The 20,946-nt window shown below is 38.7% G+C and carries 17 protein-coding genes; 15 read left to right on the top strand and 2 right to left on the bottom strand.

Translation table 11 applies throughout. The features are described from left to right. Positions 1–4 precede the first annotated feature (4 nt). Positions 5–880, bottom strand: coding sequence for a transglutaminase-like domain-containing protein (locus tag OQ268_RS02030; RefSeq protein WP_265854393.1), 876 nt, complete (start codon positions 878–880; stop codon positions 5–7). Between the two features lie 45 nt (positions 881–925). On the opposite strand from OQ268_RS02030, the gene OQ268_RS02025 reads away from it, so the two are divergent. The 4 genes from OQ268_RS02025 to OQ268_RS02010 all read left to right on the top strand — a co-directional run bounded on the left by OQ268_RS02025 (position 926) and on the right by OQ268_RS02010 (position 4,900). Further along, on the top strand, positions 926–1,714 hold the full coding sequence (locus tag OQ268_RS02025; protein ID WP_265854392.1) for an O-methyltransferase: 789 nt from the start codon (positions 926–928) through the stop codon (positions 1,712–1,714). Then, entirely contained in the window at positions 1,711–2,379 is a 669-nt protein-coding gene (locus OQ268_RS02020) for a DUF1345 domain-containing protein (protein ID WP_265854391.1), read from the top strand. The genes OQ268_RS02025 and OQ268_RS02020 overlap by 4 nt, the downstream gene beginning before the upstream one ends. A 455-nt stretch (positions 2,380–2,834) precedes the next feature. Then, a complete protein-coding gene (locus OQ268_RS02015; protein WP_265854390.1) occupies positions 2,835–3,197 on the top strand; it encodes a BlaI/MecI/CopY family transcriptional regulator in 363 nt (120 codons plus the stop codon). A gap of 140 nt (positions 3,198–3,337) precedes the next feature. After that, a complete protein-coding gene (locus tag OQ268_RS02010) occupies positions 3,338–4,900 on the top strand; it encodes a M56 family metallopeptidase (RefSeq protein ID WP_265854389.1) in 1,563 nt (520 codons plus the stop codon). Position 4,901: 1 nt separating this feature from the next. On the opposite strand, the gene OQ268_RS02005 is transcribed toward OQ268_RS02010, so the two are convergent. Continuing rightward, the gene (locus OQ268_RS02005) at positions 4,902–6,032 is read right to left on the bottom strand and encodes a BamA/TamA family outer membrane protein (RefSeq protein WP_265854388.1); all 1,131 of its coding nucleotides are present in this window, start codon (positions 6,030–6,032) and stop codon (positions 4,902–4,904) included. Positions 6,033–6,187: 155 nt separating this feature from the next. On the opposite strand from OQ268_RS02005, the gene OQ268_RS02000 reads away from it, so the two are divergent. From OQ268_RS02000 to cyoE, 11 genes are all read left to right on the top strand, one after another. After that, complete coding sequence (locus OQ268_RS02000) at positions 6,188–7,168, top strand: deoxyhypusine synthase family protein (protein WP_265854387.1); 981 nt, start codon at positions 6,188–6,190, stop codon at positions 7,166–7,168. 253 nt (positions 7,169–7,421) lie between these two features. Then, positions 7,422–8,720 (top strand): c-type cytochrome, encoded by a 1,299-nt coding sequence (locus OQ268_RS01995; protein WP_265854386.1) that lies wholly within the window; start codon positions 7,422–7,424, stop codon positions 8,718–8,720. A gap of 48 nt (positions 8,721–8,768) precedes the next feature. Further along, entirely contained in the window at positions 8,769–11,789 is a 3,021-nt protein-coding gene (locus OQ268_RS01990; RefSeq protein ID WP_265854385.1) for a TAT-variant-translocated molybdopterin oxidoreductase, read from the top strand. Between the two features lie 26 nt (positions 11,790–11,815). Continuing rightward, complete coding sequence (nrfD, locus tag OQ268_RS01985; protein ID WP_265854384.1) at positions 11,816–13,288, top strand: NrfD/PsrC family molybdoenzyme membrane anchor subunit; 1,473 nt, start codon at positions 11,816–11,818, stop codon at positions 13,286–13,288. Between the two features lie 2 nt (positions 13,289–13,290). After that, the gene (locus OQ268_RS01980) at positions 13,291–13,827 is read left to right on the top strand and encodes a DUF3341 domain-containing protein (protein ID WP_265854383.1); all 537 of its coding nucleotides are present in this window, start codon (positions 13,291–13,293) and stop codon (positions 13,825–13,827) included. Continuing rightward, on the top strand, positions 13,820–14,416 hold the full coding sequence (locus OQ268_RS01975; RefSeq protein ID WP_322973920.1) for a c-type cytochrome: 597 nt from the start codon (positions 13,820–13,822) through the stop codon (positions 14,414–14,416). Before OQ268_RS01980 ends, OQ268_RS01975 begins: the two co-directional genes overlap by 8 nt. Positions 14,417–14,430: 14 nt before the next feature. After that, complete coding sequence (locus OQ268_RS01970; protein WP_265854381.1) at positions 14,431–15,684, top strand: quinol:cytochrome C oxidoreductase; 1,254 nt, start codon at positions 14,431–14,433, stop codon at positions 15,682–15,684. Between the two features lie 67 nt (positions 15,685–15,751). Then, a complete protein-coding gene (locus OQ268_RS01965; protein WP_265854380.1) occupies positions 15,752–16,984 on the top strand; it encodes a cytochrome c oxidase subunit II in 1,233 nt (410 codons plus the stop codon). Between the two features lie 18 nt (positions 16,985–17,002). Then, positions 17,003–18,883 carry a cytochrome c oxidase subunit I gene (locus OQ268_RS01960; protein ID WP_265854379.1) on the top strand — a complete coding sequence of 627 codons (1,881 nt, stop codon included), beginning with the start codon at positions 17,003–17,005 and terminating at the stop codon, positions 18,881–18,883. 78 nt (positions 18,884–18,961) lie between these two features. Continuing rightward, entirely contained in the window at positions 18,962–20,020 is a 1,059-nt protein-coding gene (locus OQ268_RS01955) for a COX15/CtaA family protein (RefSeq protein WP_265854378.1), read from the top strand. Between the two features lie 11 nt (positions 20,021–20,031). Continuing rightward, positions 20,032–20,940, top strand: a complete 909-nt coding sequence (gene cyoE, locus OQ268_RS01950) for a heme o synthase (RefSeq protein WP_265854377.1) — start codon at positions 20,032–20,034, stop codon at positions 20,938–20,940. Positions 20,941–20,946: the final 6 nt, after the last annotated feature.

The following is a 20,946-nucleotide window of genomic DNA, read 5'->3' as shown; positions in this document are numbered from 1 at the left end:
TGCGTTAATCGGTTTTAGGTTCATCTTTTAAGATATCCTGCAACTCGTTTAATTCCGCAACTTTCTCTATTGCACCTGCACTCTCGTAAGCAGAAACTAAATTTCTAATTACCCTACGAATAATATCTGTGTTCGAGCAGGGTTTATAATATTCCGGCAAGGGCTCTAAATTTAGTTGTCGCAAAAACTGATCTACATCGTGTTTCCCGAAAATATTGCCCCTGTTAAATGCATTGATGTAGAATAATACGCTATAGTCCGTTCCTTCCTGCTTGCTATCATCAATATAGCCTAAAATAAAATGTTGCGGCAAGTTAATTCCATAAATGGGCAAATCTAATTTTTGTGCTAAAGTCGAATATATAATGGCTAAAGAAATTTGGTTTCCTTTTTTGCTTTCCAATACTTGGTTAAGGTAGCTGTTTTGGGGGTCGTGGTGGTTTTTTGTATTTCCTCCAAAGCCATACTGTTGATATAAAACGTGGTTAATCAGTTTCACTTTCTCCACCGAACTCATCTCATATTGTAAGCCTAACCAGATGTCTCTTTTAATTTCTTCCAGTTGGATAATAACTTTCTGTTCATCCAGATCTGGATACTGGTAACGGTTAACAATCATAGCGCCCTGCAATAAATCGAAAGCACCACTCAGATACCACAAACCCAAATCTTCTTTAACACTGGCAAACTGGATTTGATGAACGATATTTTCTATCCGCTCTTGCATTAATCCATCAAAAGATTGTTCCCACGCATGCTCCAGGTAATGGATTACCTCGCCGCCGTATTCCAGCAGCTTTTTCTCTACGTGATGGTATATTTCCTCATCCGGATCATCAAGCAATTTAACTAAAGCACTAATCTCTGCGATATTTTCCATAAAAACATATAACCTGTATGCGGCGAATAATTACTTTTGCACTATATGCTATTTCAATTTATTACCGATTACTTTAAACACCGTTTAACAGCAAAAAGCCGGCATGGAACGCACTCGCCTTTTGTATATAAGCTGGCCGACGAGGTAATTTACGATTTTGCCGACAAATCTGAATACAAAAATATCGAACAACAACGAAAAAAACTTTTTTCTGACGATACTACCATCACTGTAACAGATCTTGGAGCGGGTTCTTACCTAAATAAAAACCGTACAAAAAAGGTTAACCAAATAGCAAAAAATGCCTTAAAGAGTAAACGTTTAGCACAACTGATTTATCGTTTGGCAAAAAATACCCAACCTAAAACCGTGGTAGAACTAGGTACATGTTTGGGTATTACAACCGCATACCTTTCAAAAGCCTGTCCCAATGCAGAAATTATTACCATAGAGGGCTGTCCAGAAACCGCCGAGGTTGCCAAAGGGAACTTTAAAGATTTGGATTTAAATAATATTGGACTCCACGTAGGTAACTTCGATTTAATCCTCCCTGATTTAATTGCGAAGCAGCCTACTCTAGATTTTGTTTACGTTGACGGAAATCACCGTAAAGATGCTACCTTAAATTACTTTAAGTGGTGCTTGCCAAAAGTTACCGAAAACTCACTGCTCATTTTTGATGATATTTATTGGAGTGAAGGCATGAAAGAAGCTTGGGCTGAAATTAAAAACCATCCCGATGTAACCGTAACGGTAGATTTATTCTGGATCGGACTTGTTTACTTTAAAAAAGGGCAGGCCAAAGAGCATTTTAAACTGAAATTTAAGCAATGAAACTAGAACCCAGGTTGCAAGGCATCCAAAAGCTATCGGCACTTTATATTTTGTTAATTAGTTTCGCCATCGCACTGGGAGTATATTTCGCCTCGTTAATACTTACCATGGGCGCCCTAGCCCGTGTTATGCTCGGTTGGGATGTATTTTGTTTGGTGTTAATTACGCTTCATTGGGTCATGTTTTTCAACACATCCGTTTCCGAAACACATTTAAAAGCGATAACGCAAGATGAAACCAGGGGAGAAATTTTTGCCATTGTAGTAGTTTCTACTTTTGCAGGCTTGCTGGCCGTGATATTGTTACTGGTAAGTAAGGATGTTGCACCGCTCGATCTGGTCGTGGCCATTTCGGGCATGTTTTTATCATGGTTTTTGGTGCATACCACCTTTGCAGTAAGGTACGCTCATTTATACTACGCCAAAACAAACAAGCTTGATGCTCATAAGGGAGCTGGCTTAGATTTCCCAGGCGATAGCGAGCCAGATTTTGTCGACTTTGCATACTTTTCTTTCGTATTGGGAATGACTTTCCAGGTATCTGATGTAGAAATATCATCTCGTAAAATTAGGCGACTGTCGTTACTCCACAGCTTAATTGCGTTCATTTTTAATACGGTTATTGTAGCGCTCACTATCAATGCGCTTGCTGGGTTAAGTAAGTAAACCTCATCTCACAGCCTATGGTATCTTTTATTCCGCTACATACGCACTTTTAAATTGCCGCTAGAATTTATAACCTAGTAGATTAAGACTAGCAAGCAGGATTTTTTTTGGAAATGAACGGCAGCAGTATTTGGCGGCCGGTAGTCCCGCTCCCGTTCCTGCCCCAATGAAAAATTGGGGGCATCCACTCAGATCGGGTTTAAATACAAAAGCTTGTTTGTTACCATAATAACTACTTACAACGCCCATTTTACAGCGCACTGCCTTTGCCACTTAAACCCGGTAGTAGCGGCAGCCCCGAATTTTTCATGAGGGCTACAGCGAATAACGGGCCTAGTGATTCCTAAGAAAAATGCATTTGCTTTCCACAGTCTTTCAAATTTAGAAACTGATTTTTCAGGAATATAACTTATAAAATAGTTGTATAACTTAAAAATAAGTTATAAGTTTGATTTATGGAAGAACTTACAAAATCTGAAGAGCGTATTATGCAGGTTTTATGGAAATTGAAAAAAGCATTCGTCAAAGATATTATAGATGAGCTTGACGATGAACCTAAGCCGCCCTACAATACCATATCATCTATAGTGCGCTTATTGGAAAAGAAGGGTTATGTTAACTACAAAGCTTATGGAAAAACTTACGAGTATTTCCCAACAATTACAAAAGACGAATATACGAAAACCACCTTTTCAAAAATGTTTGCAAGTTATTTCGATAACTCTGCCACTAGCTTACTATCCTTTATGGTGAAAGAAGAGCAAATAAGTGATCGTGACCTTGAGGAAATTAAGAAAATAATTAACGAAAACCCTTAACCATGATTTTTATTAATTTACTTAAGTTTCGTGGGTGTAAAATTAGTTTGATATATGTAAGAAGAGAATTTAATTTGAAAAGAATTGCCAACTTAATCTCGCACAGGGTTTAGCGTGTTAAAAATCTTAAACCAAATATCATGGAATTATTGATCTATCTTGGAAAGGTAAGTATTTGTACTGCAGTGTTTTTTTGTTTTTACCAATTGTTCTTAAGAAGGCTTACTTTCTTTAGGGTGAATAGGTTTTACCTACTATCTACTTTATTAATGAGTTTTGCTATTCCAGCGATGCAAATCGATATTGAAAGTAAAAGTCAGGTTGAGCAAGGTTTGCTATACGCTACATATACCGGCTCTGCGTACAACTCCAAAAATGGCATGCCGCTGGCTACTCAGCTCGAAATTCCTATTGCTCAGAAAGAAATAGATTGGATTTCGCTTATTGTGTATTGCTATATCGCAGTTGCATTAGTTTTGCTCAGCCTCTCGGTAGGCAAACTCTTACAGTTACTATCTTACGCACGAAAATATTCAGAACACAAATATGGCATACAAATCGTGCATAAAAACCTAGGCTTTACCAACTGCTCTTTTTTTAACTATGTTTTTATTGATGAAGCTCACTTGGCGGAAAAGGATTTACATGTACTTCTCACCCACGAAAAAGTTCATGCTAGTCAGCTTCATTCCGTGGATAAGCTTTTGCTCATGTTTGCAAAAACAATACTATGGATTAATCCATTCATTTATTTGATTGATAGGTATTTGGAGCAATTACACGAGTATGAGGCAGATGCGGAAACATCAAGCGCTTTCGGTAAAAAAACCTATGCAAATGTTTTGTTGCGAGTAGCTACGGCTAAAACTTCATTTTCTTTAATGCATCATCTGGCCAAAAGTCCTTTGAAAGAGCGAATAGAAATGCTATTTGGAGAGAAATCTAACAGGGTGAATCAGTTACGCTACCTATGGAATATACCTTTGGTATTAATTGTATTCTGTTATATAAGCATTAATATAGTCGAAGCTCACGATATCGAATTGAAGCGGCTGATAGCGCCGGCAGATAGTCTGCAAGTGTTTGTACAAAAAAAGGTTCCACAAGCGGTGCTCCGAGATAGCAGCCCAAAGAGAAGCGCTGAACCAAATTCGAATGTGAAACAATATGCGATAAAACCAAAAATAATATCCTATAGAAACCTAAAAGGCAACACTAAAAGTGCCACCTATGATTTAGTTGGAGCAACAATAGAAGTAAATGGAGGTATTTTATCTGGGGAACGGATTATTTATAGCGAAAAGGAAAAACTTATTGTGGCTAAAGGAGCTTCATTTGAGAAAAATGGAATTACAGAAGAGGCAGACGAATTTAGATTCGACCTATCAAAACAAACCTATTCTAGGTATTCAAACAAGGAAATTAATTTAACGCAAGATACCGCAGCAAATAGTAAGGTTGTTTATACTGCCGATTCGGTAAAGTTTAGCAAAGGAAATAAGATTGTAACGCTTTATGGCGATGCAAGAATAACATTTAAGAATATAAATTTGTCGGGGTCTAAGATCATATTCGATTCATCAAGCAATATGATCACGGTAGTAAATGCCCAAATGCGAGCGAGTGATGGAAAAACACTAATTGCAGACAGCGTGTTTGTGGATTTGAAAGATCAAAGGTTCAGATATCATTCGAGCCGCTAAGTTAAAAAGCCTCAGCCAAGCTAATGTAAAAACCACTTTGTCGTTTTTCATTAGCCAGCTTTTCACCTACGCCATAGTCTAAGCGAACGCTTAAACCTTTCGCAGTATCAAAAAAGTACCTGCCACCCAAGCCATAGTTTGGTTTCAGACCATTTAGGTTTACATTGTGGTTATCGAAAACCTTTCCAGCACCAGCAAAAGCGACAATGCCAAAACGGTTCATAAAACGGTAACGAAGTTCCATCTGAGACGCAATAAGATTTTCATCGCGGTATCGCCCGCCATAATAACCACGCATGATCTGGTCATTTCCCATTTGTTGCAATACGTAAAAAGGTGTATTAGTTCCTTGTATGGTATAGTAAATACCTTGCAGGCCAAGAACAATTTTTCGGCTTATTGACCAAAAATTTCTTACATCGAGTTTAATTTGGCTGCCTGTAAAATTTTCTCCGCCGAAGAGATCCGGTGCATATTGATAGGTTAGCCTGCCGAAAAAACCCCTCGTAGCATAGTTATTAGAATTCCTTGTATCGTAACTTTGGCTTAAACCTACATAAGCTACATTGCCACCATCCTTGTCTGCAATATTTTGACGAGTAGAAAAGATACCACCAATAATTTCATCAGTAAATGCATAATGCTCAAAACCAAGAGAAAGCCCAGTATACGCATAGTCTACAAAACTTTTTTCTGCATCGAAGAGCAACTTGATCTGATTCATCACTAACTTGTCTTCATCTAACTTACTGGTGTTGTTGCCAATTCCATAAAAATTGAATGGCATTTTCTTGATGCGCATATCGCCGATGAAGTGATATTTATTACCCGGCGACCAGGCATCGCCCTTTAAGGCAATATTGTAGGTTTTTTTGGTAGAGTAGGTGGCATTTAAAGAAAAGTTAGAACTTCTGGTAAGGGTATCTTTCCTATCTGTGTAATACGAATAGATTGCGCCAACACCAAACTCGAAACCAGTTTCCTGTGCATAACCAAAAGAAGGAATGGGCAAGAAACTCGCTTTTCTGGTGGTGTCTTTCTCGTTCGAAAGCATCTTTTTGATGAGTTTCAATTGTGCAGATGCTGAAAAAAACAGAAAACCAATGGAGATGGTGATGAATAACTTTTTCATGCCGCAAAGAAAAGCATTTTAAATTATTTGTTTATTCCAAATGATTACGAGCTAAATTAATTTACGCTTAGTGCTATTGTTTATAGAAGCAATCAAAGCAGTAAATTGCAAATTGCGATCGGTTTGTCTATTTTTGCGCCAAATAAGATAAAAAGATGAGCAATACAAGAGGACCGATATCTCAATTCATGGAGCGTAATTATCTCCACTTTAACGCTGCGGCAATGATGGATGCTGCTAAAGGCTATGAAACGCATTTAGACGAAGGTGGTAAGATGATGATTACCCTTGCAGGGGCGATGAGTACTGCAGAATTGGGAATTTCACTTGCAGAAATGATCCGTCAGGATAAAGTGGCGATTATTTCCTGTACAGGTGCCAATCTTGAAGAAGATATTATGAATCTGGTAGCGCACTCACATTACAAACGTGTGCCTAACTACCGCGATTTAAGTCCGCAGGATGAATGGGACTTATTAGAAAACCATTATAATAGGGTAACTGATACGTGTATTCCTGAAGAAGAGGCTTTCCGTCGGTTGCAGAAACATATACATAAGATCTGGAAAGATGCAGATACAGCGGAAGAAAGATTTTTCCCACATGAATTTATGTACAAAATGTTATTAAGCGGAGATTTGGAGCAATATTATGAAATCGATCCTAAAAATTCATGGATGCTTGCTGCGGCCGAAAAGAATTTGCCAATTGTAGTTCCAGGATGGGAAGATTCTACCATGGGTAACATCTTTGCTTCATACGTAATGAAAAAGGAACTAAAAGCAACCACTATGAAAAGTGGTATTGAATATATGGGGTGGCTAGCCGACTGGTATATTGCCAATAGTAGCGGCAAAGGAATTGGCTTCTTCCAGATTGGTGGGGGTATTGCCGGAGATTTTCCGATCTGCGTTGTACCAATGTTATATCAGGATATGGAAATGGAAAACATTCCATTCTGGAGCTATTTCTGCCAGATATCAGATTCAACTACCTCTTATGGGTCGTATTCAGGAGCCGTTCCAAATGAAAAAATCACTTGGGGGAAATTAGATGTTCATACACCAAAATTTATAGTAGAAAGCGACGCTACAATTGTGGCGCCACTGATGTTTGCCTGGATCCTGAAACAATAAAGATAACATTTTAATAAACCAAACCAATTTAGCTAAAGCCCATCTTAGATTTTGTTCAAAAATGGGCTTTTTCTTTACAAAATGGCAGAAAAGCTCATTTGTTTAGAATGATTATAAATTGTATTTCACGTCAGTATTATGTCATGGGATTTATTAATAAGTTATACTTTTGTTCAAGTTTTGGTAAGGCTATCACTGCCAAACCATCATTTTCACAACAAAAAGTAAATTAAATAAGTATAAAGTGTTCATTATGAGAGATATCTCGATGATTTTAAAAAGCGTTTGGAAGTCGTTATTCGTATTTTCAGCAATGTCCGTAATAGCGGTTTCTACCGTAAATGCGCAGGATGCTAAAGAGGGGAGAACGCTTTTCAAGGCTAAATGTTCGTCATGCCACGCCTTAGATGCGAAATTAGTTGGTCCGGCCCTAACAGGCGTGTCCGATCGTCACTCAGAGGAATTCCTTTTGAAATGGATTCCAAATTCTCAGGCTCTAATTGCATCAGGAAACCCAGAAGCAGTTAAGTTGTACAACGATAATGGCAAGGTAGCCATGACTTCTTTTCCTGAATTGGATGAGACGAAAGTTAAAAGCATTTTAGCTTACATCCAGGAAGGTGAGCCTAAAGCTGCTGTTGATCCAAATGCACCAAAAGCCGCTGCAGAAGAAAGTGGTACTTCTGGTTTGTCATTGGCTGGTATTATCGCTATAGTAGTTGTTGCGATTGTTATTTTGGTGATTCTTGGTCGTGCAAGCAAAATCTTAGAGCGTTTAATTCTTCAGAAACAAGGAATTGAGATCGAGGAAGATGTTCCGCTTAAAGTTGGTGTACGTAAGATGTTTAAGAACAAAAAGTTTGTTATGTTCTTCATTTTGTGTTTGATAATCTGCTTAGGTTCTTTCGGCTGGATGGGCATGTGGAATACAGGTGTACATACAGGATATCAACCAGTGCAACCGATTAAATTTTCACATGAGTTGCATGCGGGTATCAATCAAATCGATTGTCAATATTGCCATAACGGAGCATTCAAATCTAAAAACTCTACCATTCCATCGTTAAATGTGTGTATGAATTGCCACAAAGCGGTGCAGGCTAGAGATAAATATGATGGTGAAATTTCGCCGGAGATCAAGAAAATCTATAACGCTTTAGGTTACGATCCTGAAACGCAGAAATACGATGAAAGCAAATCGAAACCAATGGAGTGGGTACGTGTACACAACTTACCGGATTTCGCTTATTTCAATCACTCACAACACGTGGTAGTTGGCGAAGAGGCTATCCGTAAAGCGAAAGGTTTGCAGCCAACAGAGCCAGTTTGTTTTGCTTGTCATGGTCCGGTTAATACGATGGAAGAGATTTACCAGTATTCTCCATTAACAATGAAATGGTGTATCAATTGCCATAAGGAAACAGACATTTCTGGTCAGAAAAATAATGCATTCTACGCCAAAGTAATTGAGGCGCACGAAAAAATTAAAAAAGGCGAGAAAGTTACCCCAGCATTATTGGGTGGTTTAGAGTGTGGTAAATGCCACTATTAATAGATAGAGTTTAGTAAGAACGTTCGAATAAACAGTAATATAGCTTAAATGGAAAGCAACAAAAAATACTGGAAAGGCTTAGAGGAGTATAACAATACACCCGATTTTGTTAAGAATAACAAAAACGAATTTGCCGAGCCACTTCCAATAGAAGATGTTTTAAATGAAGCAGGGTTAAGTACCGTTACCCCACGCCGCGACTTTTTAAAGGCGCTAGGTTTTGGTTTAGGTGCCGTTACTTTGGCAGCATGTCAAACTGCACCGGTTCATAAATCTATTCCTTATCTGGTAAAGCCTGAAGAAGTAACTCCAGGTATTCCGAACTATTATACTTCGAGCTTTAATGGCCAAAGTATCTTAGTTAAAACAAGAGAGGGTCGTCCGATTAAAATTGAGCCAAATCCTAATGCAGGGCAATTTAACAACGGTACAGATGCAAGAGCACAGGCTTCGGTTTTAGATTTATATGATGTATCTAAACTTAAAGCACCAGTGCTTAAAAATGAAGAAACTACCTGGGCCAAGATAGATAGTTTTGCAAAAGCAGAATTAGCTAAAGCACAGGCTTCTGGAAAAAAAATACGTATTGTTTCATCAACAGTTAACAGTCCATCTACGAATGCTGTTTTAGCTCAGTTTATTGCAAAATATCCAGCAGCTAAATTGGTTCAGTATGATGCTGTTTCCTATACAGGTATTATTCAGGCTAACCAAAATAGTTTTGGTAAAGCGGTATTGCCGAAGTATAATTTTGATAAAGCAGATCTGATTATAAGCTTTGCAGCAGATTTCTTAGGAACATGGATTAGCGGTGAAGAGTCTACTTCTCAATATACAGCTAACCGTAACTATAAGTCCTTAGCAGGAAAGAAAATGAGCCGCCACATTCAATTTGAAAGTGGAATGAGCTTAACTGGTTCAAATGCAGATACCCGCGTTCCGATTAAGTTATCAGAACAAGGTCCGGCTTTAATTGCACTCTACAATGCAATTACCGGCCAATCTTTACCAGGTGGAACGCTTGGAAACAATGCCACTGCCGACAAAGTAATTAAGTTAGCAGCAAAAGAACTTTTACAAGCTAAAGGAAAAGCTTTAGTTGTTTGTGGTTCTAACGATGTATCAACGCAAATCTTAGTAAATGCAATCAATGCTGCAATTGGCAGTTACGGAGCAACTATCGATTTAGATAACCCTTGTTATCTATATGCTGGTAATGATGCTGAATTTAATGCATTAGTTGCTGAAATGAGCCGTGGTGAAGTTGCAGCAGTTTTAATTTTAAATAGCAATCCGGTTTACGATTTTATCGACTCAAAGAAATTTGAAGCGGCATTGAAAAATGTACCTACAAAAATTTCATTTGCTGATCGTGCTGATGAAACTGCTTCAGTTTGTGATGCGATTGCAATCAACCACAACTACCTGGAATCATGGGGAGATGCTAATGCATACGAGGGGTATTATTCAATCGTTCAGCCAACGATCAACCCAGTTTTCAATAGCCGTCAGGCAGAAGAAAGCATGTTAATTTGGGCTGACGCTCCGGTTAAAGATTACTATCAGTTTGTGCGTAGTAACTGGGAGACCAAAATGTTGCCAGCATTGGGATTACAATGGAACGATGTTTTAGAAAAAGGAGTAGTAACAGTTACAGCTAAAGCGGCTGGCACTTACACTTTCTCATTATCATTGGCTGCTGTTGCAACTTCAATTGTCAATACCAGTAAGTCTTTAGCTAAAGAGGTTGAATTACAGGTTTACGAAAACATCGCTATGCGTGATGGTAAAAATGCCAATAACGCTTTCTTGCAAGAGCTTCCTGATCCAGTATCTAAAGTAACATGGGATAACTTTGTGGCATTGGCACCAAAGTTTGCCGAGAAATTGAAAGTTAAGGAATTTGACGTAGTTACCGTAAAGGGTGCTAACGGATATGCTATTGACCTTCCGGTTTTAATTCAACCAGGACAGGCACAAGGCACCGCATCAATTGCATTGGGTTATGGCCGTACAAAAGCCGGTAAAGCTGGTAATGAGGTTGGTAAAAATGCCTTCCCATTCGTTTCTTTTGTAAACGGAACCATGCAATATGCTAGTTCAGTAACCATTACCCCTACGGGCGGCTACTACGAATTAGCGCAAACACAAACACACCACTCTTTCGAAGGTCGTGCGGTAATTAAAGAAGCAACGTTTAAGGAATACCTTAAAGATGCTGCTGCAGGTAATGAGAAAGGTGAGCATAAAGATTACGATCTTTGGGATCAATACGAAAAACCTGGAAATAACTGGGTGATGGCTATCGACTTGAATGCTTGTACTGGTTGCGGTTCTTGTGTTGTAGCTTGTAACGTAGAAAATAATATTCCAGTTGTTGGTCGTGATGAGGTTCGTCGTCGTCGTGAGATGCACTGGTTACGTATCGATCGTTATTATAGCTATGAAACTGCAGAAGGTGATGTAACAAGAGAGAAAGAAATTGCTAAACTTGAAGATTTAGACCATGTTTCAGTAGTTCACCAACCAATGTTATGTCAGCATTGCGATCACGCACCTTGCGAAACAGTTTGCCCGGTATTGGCAACAGTTCACTCTTCTGATGGACTAAACCACATGGCTTATAACCGTTGCGTAGGTACTCGTTACTGTGCGAACAACTGTCCATATAAAGTACGTCGTTTCAACTGGTTTAACTACTGGAATGATTCTCGCTTTGACAATTACCTGAACAACGAGTTTACACAATTGGTATTAAATCCAGACGTAACTACACGTTCTCGTGGCGTGATGGAAAAATGCTCGATGTGTATCCAACGTATTCAAGCTGGTAAGTTAAAAGCTAAAATCGAAAGACGTCCGTTGAAGGATGGTGATATTCAAATGGCTTGTCAGCAAGCTTGTTCAGCGAACGCAATCATATTCGGTGATTCAAACGATCCTAATTCAGAAGTTTCAAAAGCATTGAGATCTGAGCGTATTTACTACGTTTTGGAAGAAATCAATGTGAAACCGGGTATCGGATACATGACAAAAATTAGAAACACAGATACAACAGTACAAGCGTAAGCTTTCGTATAAAGAAAATACAAATTATGTCAGGACATAACGAATCAATACTTAGAGAACCATTAATTACCGGCGATAATATCACGTATGCAAAAATTACGGATGATATTTTAGGTCCGGTAGAGAACAAGCCGAACAAGGCTTGGTGGATTGGTTTCATCGTTTCAGCATTAGGTGCATTACTTTGGGTGGTAGCTGTGAGTTACACTTTCTGGAATGGTATCGGTGCCTGGGGCTTAAACAAAACAGTGGGATGGGCTTGGGATATCACCGGTTTCGTATGGTGGGTTGGTATCGGTCACGCCGGAACGCTAATTTCAGCGGTACTTTTACTTTTCCGTCAGAACTGGCGTAACTCTATTAACCGTTCTGCGGAGGCCATGACGATCTTCGCCGTTATTTGTGCTGCAACTTATGTTGTATCGCACATGGGTCGGCCTTGGTTAGCTTATTGGGTGCTTCCATTGCCAAATCAATTTGGGTCACTTTGGGTAAACTTCAATTCCCCTTTGGTATGGGATATGTTTGCTATCTCTACATATTTCTCTGTATCATTATTATTCTGGTACACTGGTTTATTGCCAGATATCGCAACCATCCGCGACCGTGCTGTAGGTACACGTAAGAAAATATATTCAATCTTCTCTTTCGGTTGGTCTGGAAGTGTAAAAACTTGGCAACGTTTTGAGGCGGTATCATTAATCTTAGCCGGTATCTCTACACCACTTGTACTTTCAGTTCACACGATCGTATCAATGGACTTTGCAACTTCGGTAATACCAGGATGGCATACTACAATCTTCCCTCCTTATTTCGTAGCTGGGGCGATCTTTTCAGGCTTCGCGATGGTGTTAACACTTCTATTGGTTGCCCGTAAGGTTTTAGGTTTAGAAAACTACATCACCATGTTCCACATCGAATCGATGAATAAAATCATTATTCTAACAGGATCAATTGTAGGTGTAGCTTACTTAACAGAGTTTTTTATTGCCTGGTATTCAGGTTCTGAATACGAACAATACGCATTTATCAACCGTTCTACCGGTCCGTACTGGTGGTCTTACTGGATGATGATGACCTGCAACGTAATTTCTCCACAGTTACTTTGGTTTAAGAAAATCCGTTTAAGCATTAAAGCAACATGGATTTTGTCAATTGTGGTAAACGTTGGTATGTGGTTCGAGCGTTTTGTAATTATTGTAACATCATTACACCGCGATTATATTCCATCTAGTTGGGCTATGTTTTATCCAACTTGGGTAGATGTTAGTGTATTCGTTGGGTCGATAGGCTTATTCTTCACCTTATTCTTATTATTCTTAAGAGTTCTTCCATCTATTGCTATTGCAGAGGTTAAATTACTCTTGAAATCTGCTAGTGAGCAAGCTAAAATGAAACAGATTAAAGAAGGCCATGAGAATAAAGAGTATGTAGCTGAATACATAGAATCTCTAGAGAAATTTGATAGTGTTAAACAAGAAGATTACGCAAAAATATAACAATGAGTGATATCAAATATATTTTAGGCAGCTTCGGCGATCCGGATGAGATGATGCATGGCATCGAAAAACTTCAGGAGAATAACATCAGTATTTATGATGTATACACGCCAATGCCTATACACGGAATAGAAGCCAAATTAGGCATTAAAAGATCGAGAATTGATATTGCAGCTTTCTGCTTCGGTATCACAGGTACTTGCGCAGCTTTTGCATTGATTTATTTTTGCGCAGTAATCGATTGGAGAGTAAATATCGGTGGTAAGCCATCGTTTGCATTGCCGGATTTTATTCCGATAATGTTCGAGCTTACAGTACTATTTTGTGCTTTCGGTATGGTTTTAAGTTATTATGCTTCTACGCATTTGTTTCCAGGAAGAGCTCCAAGAGTGATGGATCTTCGTGCAACAGACGATCGTTTTGTAATCGCTGTTGATGCTAAAGACAATGTAGCGCATACGGTAATTGATGGATTATTAAAAGATGCAGGTGCTTTAGAAGTAAAGTATAATGAAAGGAAGTACATTAGCTATGAATAAGAATAAATTTGTTTTTACGGCGTTTTTAGCGATTGCTTTTGCAGCTTCGGTTACGGCTTGTAAAGATAAACGCAGTACTGGTTTAGAATATGCCAGAAACATGTATGACCCGATTGCTTTAAATCCGGATCAGCCAGTTGATACTGCTGCAGTACCTAGTTTTAAAGGTCATGCAGCGCAATTGCCACCTGCACATACTAAACCTGTAGGTTTCTCAGAGTATGGCAATTATCCAAATACTAAAGAAGGTTATGAAGCTGCTGGTGTAAGCCTGCTTAATCCGCTACCAGTAGATACGGTTAATTTAGCAGAAGGAAAGCACTTGTTTACCGTTTTCTGTAGCCCTTGCCACGGAGATAAGGGAGATGGACAAGGACACTTAGTGAAAATTGAGAAATTTAGCGGTGTTCCTGCTTATCAAACAGGTGCATCATCCAGAGGTGGAAATATGGTAGACCTTACCGCAGGAAAGATCTTTCATACCATTACTTACGGTGTAAATAATATGGGCTCGCATGCTTCACAAATTACACCAACAGATCGTTGGAAAGTAGTGATGTATGTTCAACAATTACAAAAAGGACAATAGTAAAGCAGAAATAAATGGGAACTCACAATATTAATTTTAGTGAACAGTTTGAGTTTACAGGTAAAGTAAAAACTTTGAGCATGGTAGGTATCCTTTTAGGTATAGCTGCTGTCGTTTACGGTTTTTTAAGTGGCCATCAAGAGCGCACTTTTGCAAACCTGTTGCTTATGGGATATTATTTTGCTTGCGTATGTATGTCAGGCATGTTTTTCTTAGCTGTTCAATTTGTAGCTCAGGCAGGTTGGTCTGCTTCAATTTTACGTGTACCACAGGCAATGGCTAAAACATTACCTATTGCTGCAGTAATACTTATTGCTATAGTAGCGGCGGGCTTATTTATGGAGCACACCATTGTAGAGCACGGCCAGAATGTTAGCGTACCATATCTTTATAAGCACTGGGCAACACATGGTTTAGCCGATAAAGGATCTGAACATTATGATGCTATCATTGCAGGTAAGTCTGTATTTCTTAATAAGCCATTCTTTCTAGGACGCCAGTTATTATTTTTAAGTGTATACAGTTTTTTCGCTATGATGTTCGTTAAGTTTTCATATAATGAAGATTTAGCTGGTGGATTAAATTCATATAGAAAAAGTTTTAAAAATGCTTGTATCTTTTTGGTAATCTATGGCTTTACTACGCCAATCTTTGCTTTCGATACCATCATGTCATTAGAGGCGCACTGGTTCTCTACTATGTTTGGTTGGTATAATTTCGCAGCAATGTGGGTGAGCAGTTTGGCAACAATTGCAATTATCATTATTTTGCTAAGGAGAGCTGGTTACATGCAGTGGGTTAATAATAGCCACCTACATAACTTAGGTCAGTTCATCTTCGGTTTCTCTATCTTCTGGACTTATGTATGGTTTGCACAGTTCTTGCTTATTTACTATGCAAATATGCCTGAAGAAACGGTTTACTTCTACAAGCGTTTTGAATATTACAAATTTTGGTTCTTCCTGAACCTGGCGATGAATTTCTTAGCGCCGGTATTATTATTAATGGACAGAGATAACAAAAGAACCGACGCGAAATTACTTTTTGTTTCTATCGTGGTACTTTTAGGCCACTGGGTAGATTACTATCAAATGATTATGCCGGGTGCGGTTGAAGAAGGAACCAATGGTTTCAGCTTTATTGAAATAGGAATTGCTGCTGGTTTTGTAGGTTTGTTTACCTTCACGGTTTTAGGTGCTTTGAGCAAGAAGCCTTTGATTGCGAAAAATCACCCTTTATTACAAGAAAGCTTGCACCATCAACTTTAGTTTGTTGATTTTATAAAAGCGAATATTTAATTATTATATAGAAGTACAGCGTACTACTTTTAAGAAAATGAGTTTAAGAAAGTTTATCACGAATAAAACGACCGCAGCTTTAGCAGTACTAATTACTGTTTTTGCAAACACGAGCGCATTTGCGCAAGAGGCAGCAGCGGGTGCTGCCGCGGCACCGAAAGTTGATATGGATGAGGTTTATAAATCAGTAATATTCTATATTCTGATCTTCCTGGCTGTATGTTTATTTATTGCCATCATTGGTAAATCAATCAAGGTTTACGAATTGAGCCGCGAAGCACAAGGTAAGCCTGTTGGTATTAACTGGAATAGGGTGCATGCAAGTTTATTTGCTTTGTTCTTGGTTCTAGGTTTGTATGGTGTGTATTGGGAATATACGGTTCATGGCAACATGTTATTACCAGCAGCAGCATCAGAGCATGGGAAGAAAATTGATGAAATGTTTAACCTTACGTTAATTATTACCACAATCGTATTTATCGTAACACACATTCTTTTGTTCGGTTTCTCTTACATTTACAAATACTCTGCTAAAAGAAAAGCTTACTACTACCCTCATAATAATACCATTGAGAAAATCTGGACTATTGTTCCTGCATTAGTATTAACGGTGTTGGTTTTAATGGGTTTCTTAACCTGGAGATCAATTTTCTTCAAAACTGAAGATCCAAATAATAAGCCTTTACAAATTGAAATAACTTCTGAGCAGTTCAAATGGTCTATTCGTTACCCAGGAGCTGATGGGGTTGTTGGTACAAAAAATTACAAGTTAACTACAGCAACTAATCAATTGGGAATTGATTTCAAAGATATTAATTCGAGGGATGATGAAATGGCTGATGAGTTAGTAATCCCTGTTGGTAAACCTGTTAAGTTAATCTTGACAAGTAAAGATGTAATTCACAGTTTTTACATGCCACACTTCCGCATACAGTTGAATACAGTACCTGGTATGAAGACATTTTTTGAATTCACACCAACTAAAACTACTGCCGAAATGCAGCAGGAAACAAACGATCCGAACTTTAAGTATTTGTTCTATTGTGCAAAAATTTGTGGATCAGGACACTATAACATGCAGAAAGTTGTGCGTGTAGTTTCTGATGCGGAATACAAAACCTGGATAGCTGAACAGAAAACATACTTAAACAATGATTTAAGAAAACAATTTAATTTGCCAGTTGCACCTGCAGCGCCTGAAGCGGCCTCAGATACAACAGCAACCGATTCGGCTGCGGTTAATACTAACCAAATGGCGTTAAATAAATAATATTAGGAGCGAAAGATTATGTCAACAATAGCATTACACGACGAACACACACACGATCACGCTGATCATGGTCATCACAAAGAGACCCTGATCTCGAAGTATATCTTCAGCATGGATCATAAAATGATTGCTAAGCAATTCCTAATTACGGGTATTATCATGGCTGTTATAGCAATGGGCTTATCGATCTTATTCCGTATTCAATTGGCTTGGCCAGATCAAAACTTCCCTTTCTTAGAAACCTTCTTAGGTAAATGGGCAGAGGGTGGCAGAATTAAGCCAGATTTTTACCTGGCACTGGTAACGATTCACGGTACCATCATGGTATTCTTTGTACTAACAGCAGGGTTGAGCGGTACCTTTAGTAACTTGCTCATTCCGCTTCAAATTGGTGCAAGAGATATGGCATCGCCATTCTTAAACATGCTTTCATACTGGTTTTTCTTTATGGCTTGCGTGGTAATGATGTCTTCTTTCTTCATCCAAACTGGCCCTGCCTCTGGCGGTTGGACCGTTTATCCGCCACTATCTGTAGTTGAGACAGCGATGCCTGGTTCTGGTTTAGGTATGACTTTATGGTTGATAAGTATGGTTCTATTCGTAGCCTCGTCTTTAATGGGTGGTATCAACTACGTAAGTACCATTTTAAATATGCGTACCAAAGGGATGGATCTTTGGAAAATGCCATTAACCATTTGGGCTTTCTTTCTAACTGCAATTTTAGGAATCCTATCTTTCCCGGTTCTTGTAGCTGGTGTGGTGCTTATGGTATTCGACCGTAGTTTTGGAACAAGTTTTTACTTGTCTGATATTGTAATGGGTACAACTATTTTACCAAATGAGGGCGGTTCACCAATTTTATGGCAGCACTTATTCTGGTTCTTAGGTCACCCAGAAGTATACATCGTAATTATGCCTGCTTTAGGTATTTCATCAGAGGTAATTTCGGTAAACTCGCGTAAGCCAATTTTCGGTTACCATGCAATGGTTTATTCATTAATTGGTATCACTGTATTATCATTTATAGTTTGGGGACACCACATGTTTGTAACTGGGATGAATCCTTTATTGGGCGGTGTGTTTATGATTACTACCCTGATCATTGCTGTTCCATCAGCGGTTAAAACTTTTAATTATCTGGCTACACTTTGGAGAGGTAATATTCGTTTTACCCCAGCAATGCTGTTTGCTATCGGCTTAGTTTCGTTCTTTATCTCAGGTGGTTTAACCGGTATCTTTTTAGGGAATGCATCTTTAGATATTAACCTACACGATACTTACTTTGTTGTTGCTCACTTTCACTTGGTAATGGGATCGGCGGCTATCTTCGGTATGCTTGCAGGTGTGTATCACTGGTTTCCAAAGATGTTTGGCAAGATGATGAATGCCAAGTTGGGCTATTTGCACTTTTGGTTAACATTTATCGCTGCTTACCTGGTGTTCTTCCCGTTACACTTCTTGGGTTTAGATGGCGTACCACGTCGTTACTATGCTTTTACGGAATTTGAGTTTATGAAAAAATGGTTAACAGTGAATGTATTTGTAACCTGGGCAGCTATTATGGCAGCACTCGCACAAGTTGCATTCTTGTTTAACTTCTTTTACTCGATCTTTAAGGGTAAAGTATCTCCGCAAAACCCATGGGAAGCCAATACGCTCGAGTGGACTGCTCCGGTAGAACATCTTCACGGCAACTGGCCAGGGGAAATTCCTACAGTTTACAGATGGCCATACGATTATAGTAAACCAGGACATGATGCTGACTTTATTCCGCAAACTGTTCCTTTCTCGCAAACCATGAGCTCTAACTTGCCTCACGATTTCGAAGGAAATGCAGAAGCAGAGAGAATTCAGCAAGATTGGGAATTAGCCAATCCGGTTGAAGAACATAAAGGCTAATTATTGGCTTTAACATACAAAAGGGGTATCTGATTAAGTTTCTGCTTATCCGGATACCCTTTTCATCTAAATAGGTATATGGTCAGCAGATCAGAACAACGATTTATTAGGATTAATTTGATAACCGTTATTGTTACATTAATGGTTATTCTAGCCGGAGGGATTGTAAGAAGTACTGGATCGGGCATGGGTTGTCCTGATTGGCCAAAATGTTTCGATCGTTATATACCTCCTACCAATGTAAACCAACTCCCTGCAGATTATAAGGAGAAATATGTTGCTGGAAGAATAAAAAAGAATGAGAAGTTTGCAAAATATCTTGAGCAATTAGGTAAAGCAGCGCTGGCAGATAGTATTCGCCATGATCAGTCGATTACAATGCCAGAAGAGTTTAACCCGACAAAAACATGGGTTGAATACTTAAATAGATTAGTCGGTGCATTGGCTGGTATCTTTCTTCTGCTTACCTTCGCTTGCTCTTTTGTTTACAAGAAAAGTGGTAAGAGAATTATTGTACTCAGCTTCCTAAACATCCTGGTAGTAGGATATCAGGCATGGCTAGGTTCTATCGTGGTTTCAACAAATTTAGCACAATGGATTGTTACCCTGCACATGCTACTGGCACTGGTAATTTTAGCAATATCAATTTACACTTATAACTACGCTAAACAACTGCATCAAAACCCTTCGGTAATTATGTACCGCATATTGTGGTTGAAAGGGTTTTTGTTTTTCACACTAATGATTAGCATTGTTCAAATCATAGTGGGTACAGAAGTGAGAGAATCTGTTGATGTTGTTGCGAAGTCCTTGGCCTATGGCTTCAGGGACACATGGATAGCGAAAGTATCATCCGTGTTTGTACTGCACAGAGAGCTGGCTATTCTAGTTGTTATTGCAAATGGGATTGTTTACAAGATGGTAATAGATCGTTTTAGTGGCAAGGCTGCACCTTTATTAACGGCCCGATTTATACTCGCTACATTATTCATTCAGTTGCTTAGTGGTTTTGCTTTGGCTTACATTGCTTTCCCCCCAGCGGCGCAAGCAGTGCATATTTTATTTTCGACGCTGTTATTTAGTTTACAATTTTATCTGTACTTGTTGGTTTATCGAACAAGCACCTATAAACAATAATATAAAGAAGGTTGAAACAGGTTTTTTCGGATTTTTCAAAACTCATCAAATTCAGGCTATCGTTTACGGTTGTGTTTTCTGCATCTATATCGTTCCTAATTGGTCAGAAAATGCAGGTAGGAAGAGGTAATATTCCATCTATAGACTGGGGTAATTGGCTCATTTTAGTTTTTGGAGGATTTCTGGTTACCGCCGCTGCAAACTGCTTTAATGAAATTATTGAGAAAGATCTCGATAAATTAATGGCTCGTACCAAAGATCGGCCAATGCCTGCAGGAAGAATGACTACCGGACAAGGATTGATTTTGGGCGTATTTATGGCATTTCTGGGGACCTGGCTTTTAGGAAGGTTGAATCTTGAAACAGGCTTGCTTTCTGTGTTTTCTATTTTACTGTATGCATTTGCTTATACGCCATTAAAACGAAAGTCGCCGATTGCTGTATTTGTGGGGGCTATTCCTGGTGCCTTGCCGCCACTTATTGGTTATTTAGCTGCATTTGGAAGTTTGAAAGCCGAAATGTTCCATGAGATAGACTATTACATCGCTGGCATTTTGTTCTTAATTCAATTTGTATGGCAGTTTCCTCACTTTTGGGCAATTGCCTGGGTACTCGATGATGATTATAAGAAAGCCGGCTTTAGATTGTTACCAACAAAAAAACGCGATAAGGTTACCGCATTGCTTACATTTTTAAGTACGCTAATTTTAATCCCTGTTAGTTTATTGCCAACATTTTATGGCTTTGGTGGTTACTACATAGCGGGATTATCTTTAGTTGCAGGTGCAATTTTTAGTTGGTTGGCATTTAAACTTCTGATAAGCCAAGACCTTGCCGATGCAAGAAAAGTGATGTTTTGCTCATTTTTCTACATACCAGCGGTACAATTGGGTTTACTTTTAAATTTTATTGCAAAATAATTTATG

It is taken from the genome of Pedobacter sandarakinus (genome assembly GCF_026240095.1).
GTDB classification, from domain to species: domain Bacteria; phylum Bacteroidota; class Bacteroidia; order Sphingobacteriales; family Sphingobacteriaceae; genus Pedobacter; species Pedobacter sandarakinus.
The sequence above is the reverse complement of the archived record's forward strand: the minus strand, read 5'-3'. Positions and strand labels throughout refer to the sequence as shown.

Excerpts from the sequence above, each read along its gene's own strand:
- OQ268_RS02030 (WP_265854393.1), bottom strand. The coding sequence starts at position 880 with ATGGAAAATATCGCAGAGATTAGTGCTTTAGTTAAATTGCTTGATGAT.
- OQ268_RS02025 (WP_265854392.1), top strand. The coding sequence starts at position 926 with ATGCTATTTCAATTTATTACCGATTACTTTAAACACCGTTTAACAGCA.
- OQ268_RS02020 (WP_265854391.1), top strand. The coding sequence starts at position 1,711 with ATGAAACTAGAACCCAGGTTGCAAGGCATCCAAAAGCTATCGGCACTT.
- OQ268_RS02015 (WP_265854390.1), top strand. The coding sequence starts at position 2,835 with ATGGAAGAACTTACAAAATCTGAAGAGCGTATTATGCAGGTTTTATGG.
- OQ268_RS02010 (WP_265854389.1), top strand. The coding sequence starts at position 3,338 with ATGGAATTATTGATCTATCTTGGAAAGGTAAGTATTTGTACTGCAGTG.
- OQ268_RS02005 (WP_265854388.1), bottom strand. The coding sequence starts at position 6,032 with ATGAAAAAGTTATTCATCACCATCTCCATTGGTTTTCTGTTTTTTTCA.
- OQ268_RS02000 (WP_265854387.1), top strand. The coding sequence starts at position 6,188 with ATGAGCAATACAAGAGGACCGATATCTCAATTCATGGAGCGTAATTAT.
- OQ268_RS01995 (WP_265854386.1), top strand. The coding sequence starts at position 7,422 with ATGAGAGATATCTCGATGATTTTAAAAAGCGTTTGGAAGTCGTTATTC.
- OQ268_RS01990 (WP_265854385.1), top strand. The coding sequence starts at position 8,769 with ATGGAAAGCAACAAAAAATACTGGAAAGGCTTAGAGGAGTATAACAAT.
- nrfD (WP_265854384.1), top strand. The coding sequence starts at position 11,816 with ATGTCAGGACATAACGAATCAATACTTAGAGAACCATTAATTACCGGC.
- OQ268_RS01980 (WP_265854383.1), top strand. The coding sequence starts at position 13,291 with ATGAGTGATATCAAATATATTTTAGGCAGCTTCGGCGATCCGGATGAG.
- OQ268_RS01975 (WP_322973920.1), top strand. The coding sequence starts at position 13,820 with ATGAATAAGAATAAATTTGTTTTTACGGCGTTTTTAGCGATTGCTTTT.
- OQ268_RS01970 (WP_265854381.1), top strand. The coding sequence starts at position 14,431 with ATGGGAACTCACAATATTAATTTTAGTGAACAGTTTGAGTTTACAGGT.
- OQ268_RS01965 (WP_265854380.1), top strand. The coding sequence starts at position 15,752 with ATGAGTTTAAGAAAGTTTATCACGAATAAAACGACCGCAGCTTTAGCA.
- OQ268_RS01960 (WP_265854379.1), top strand. The coding sequence starts at position 17,003 with ATGTCAACAATAGCATTACACGACGAACACACACACGATCACGCTGAT.
- OQ268_RS01955 (WP_265854378.1), top strand. The coding sequence starts at position 18,962 with ATGGTCAGCAGATCAGAACAACGATTTATTAGGATTAATTTGATAACC.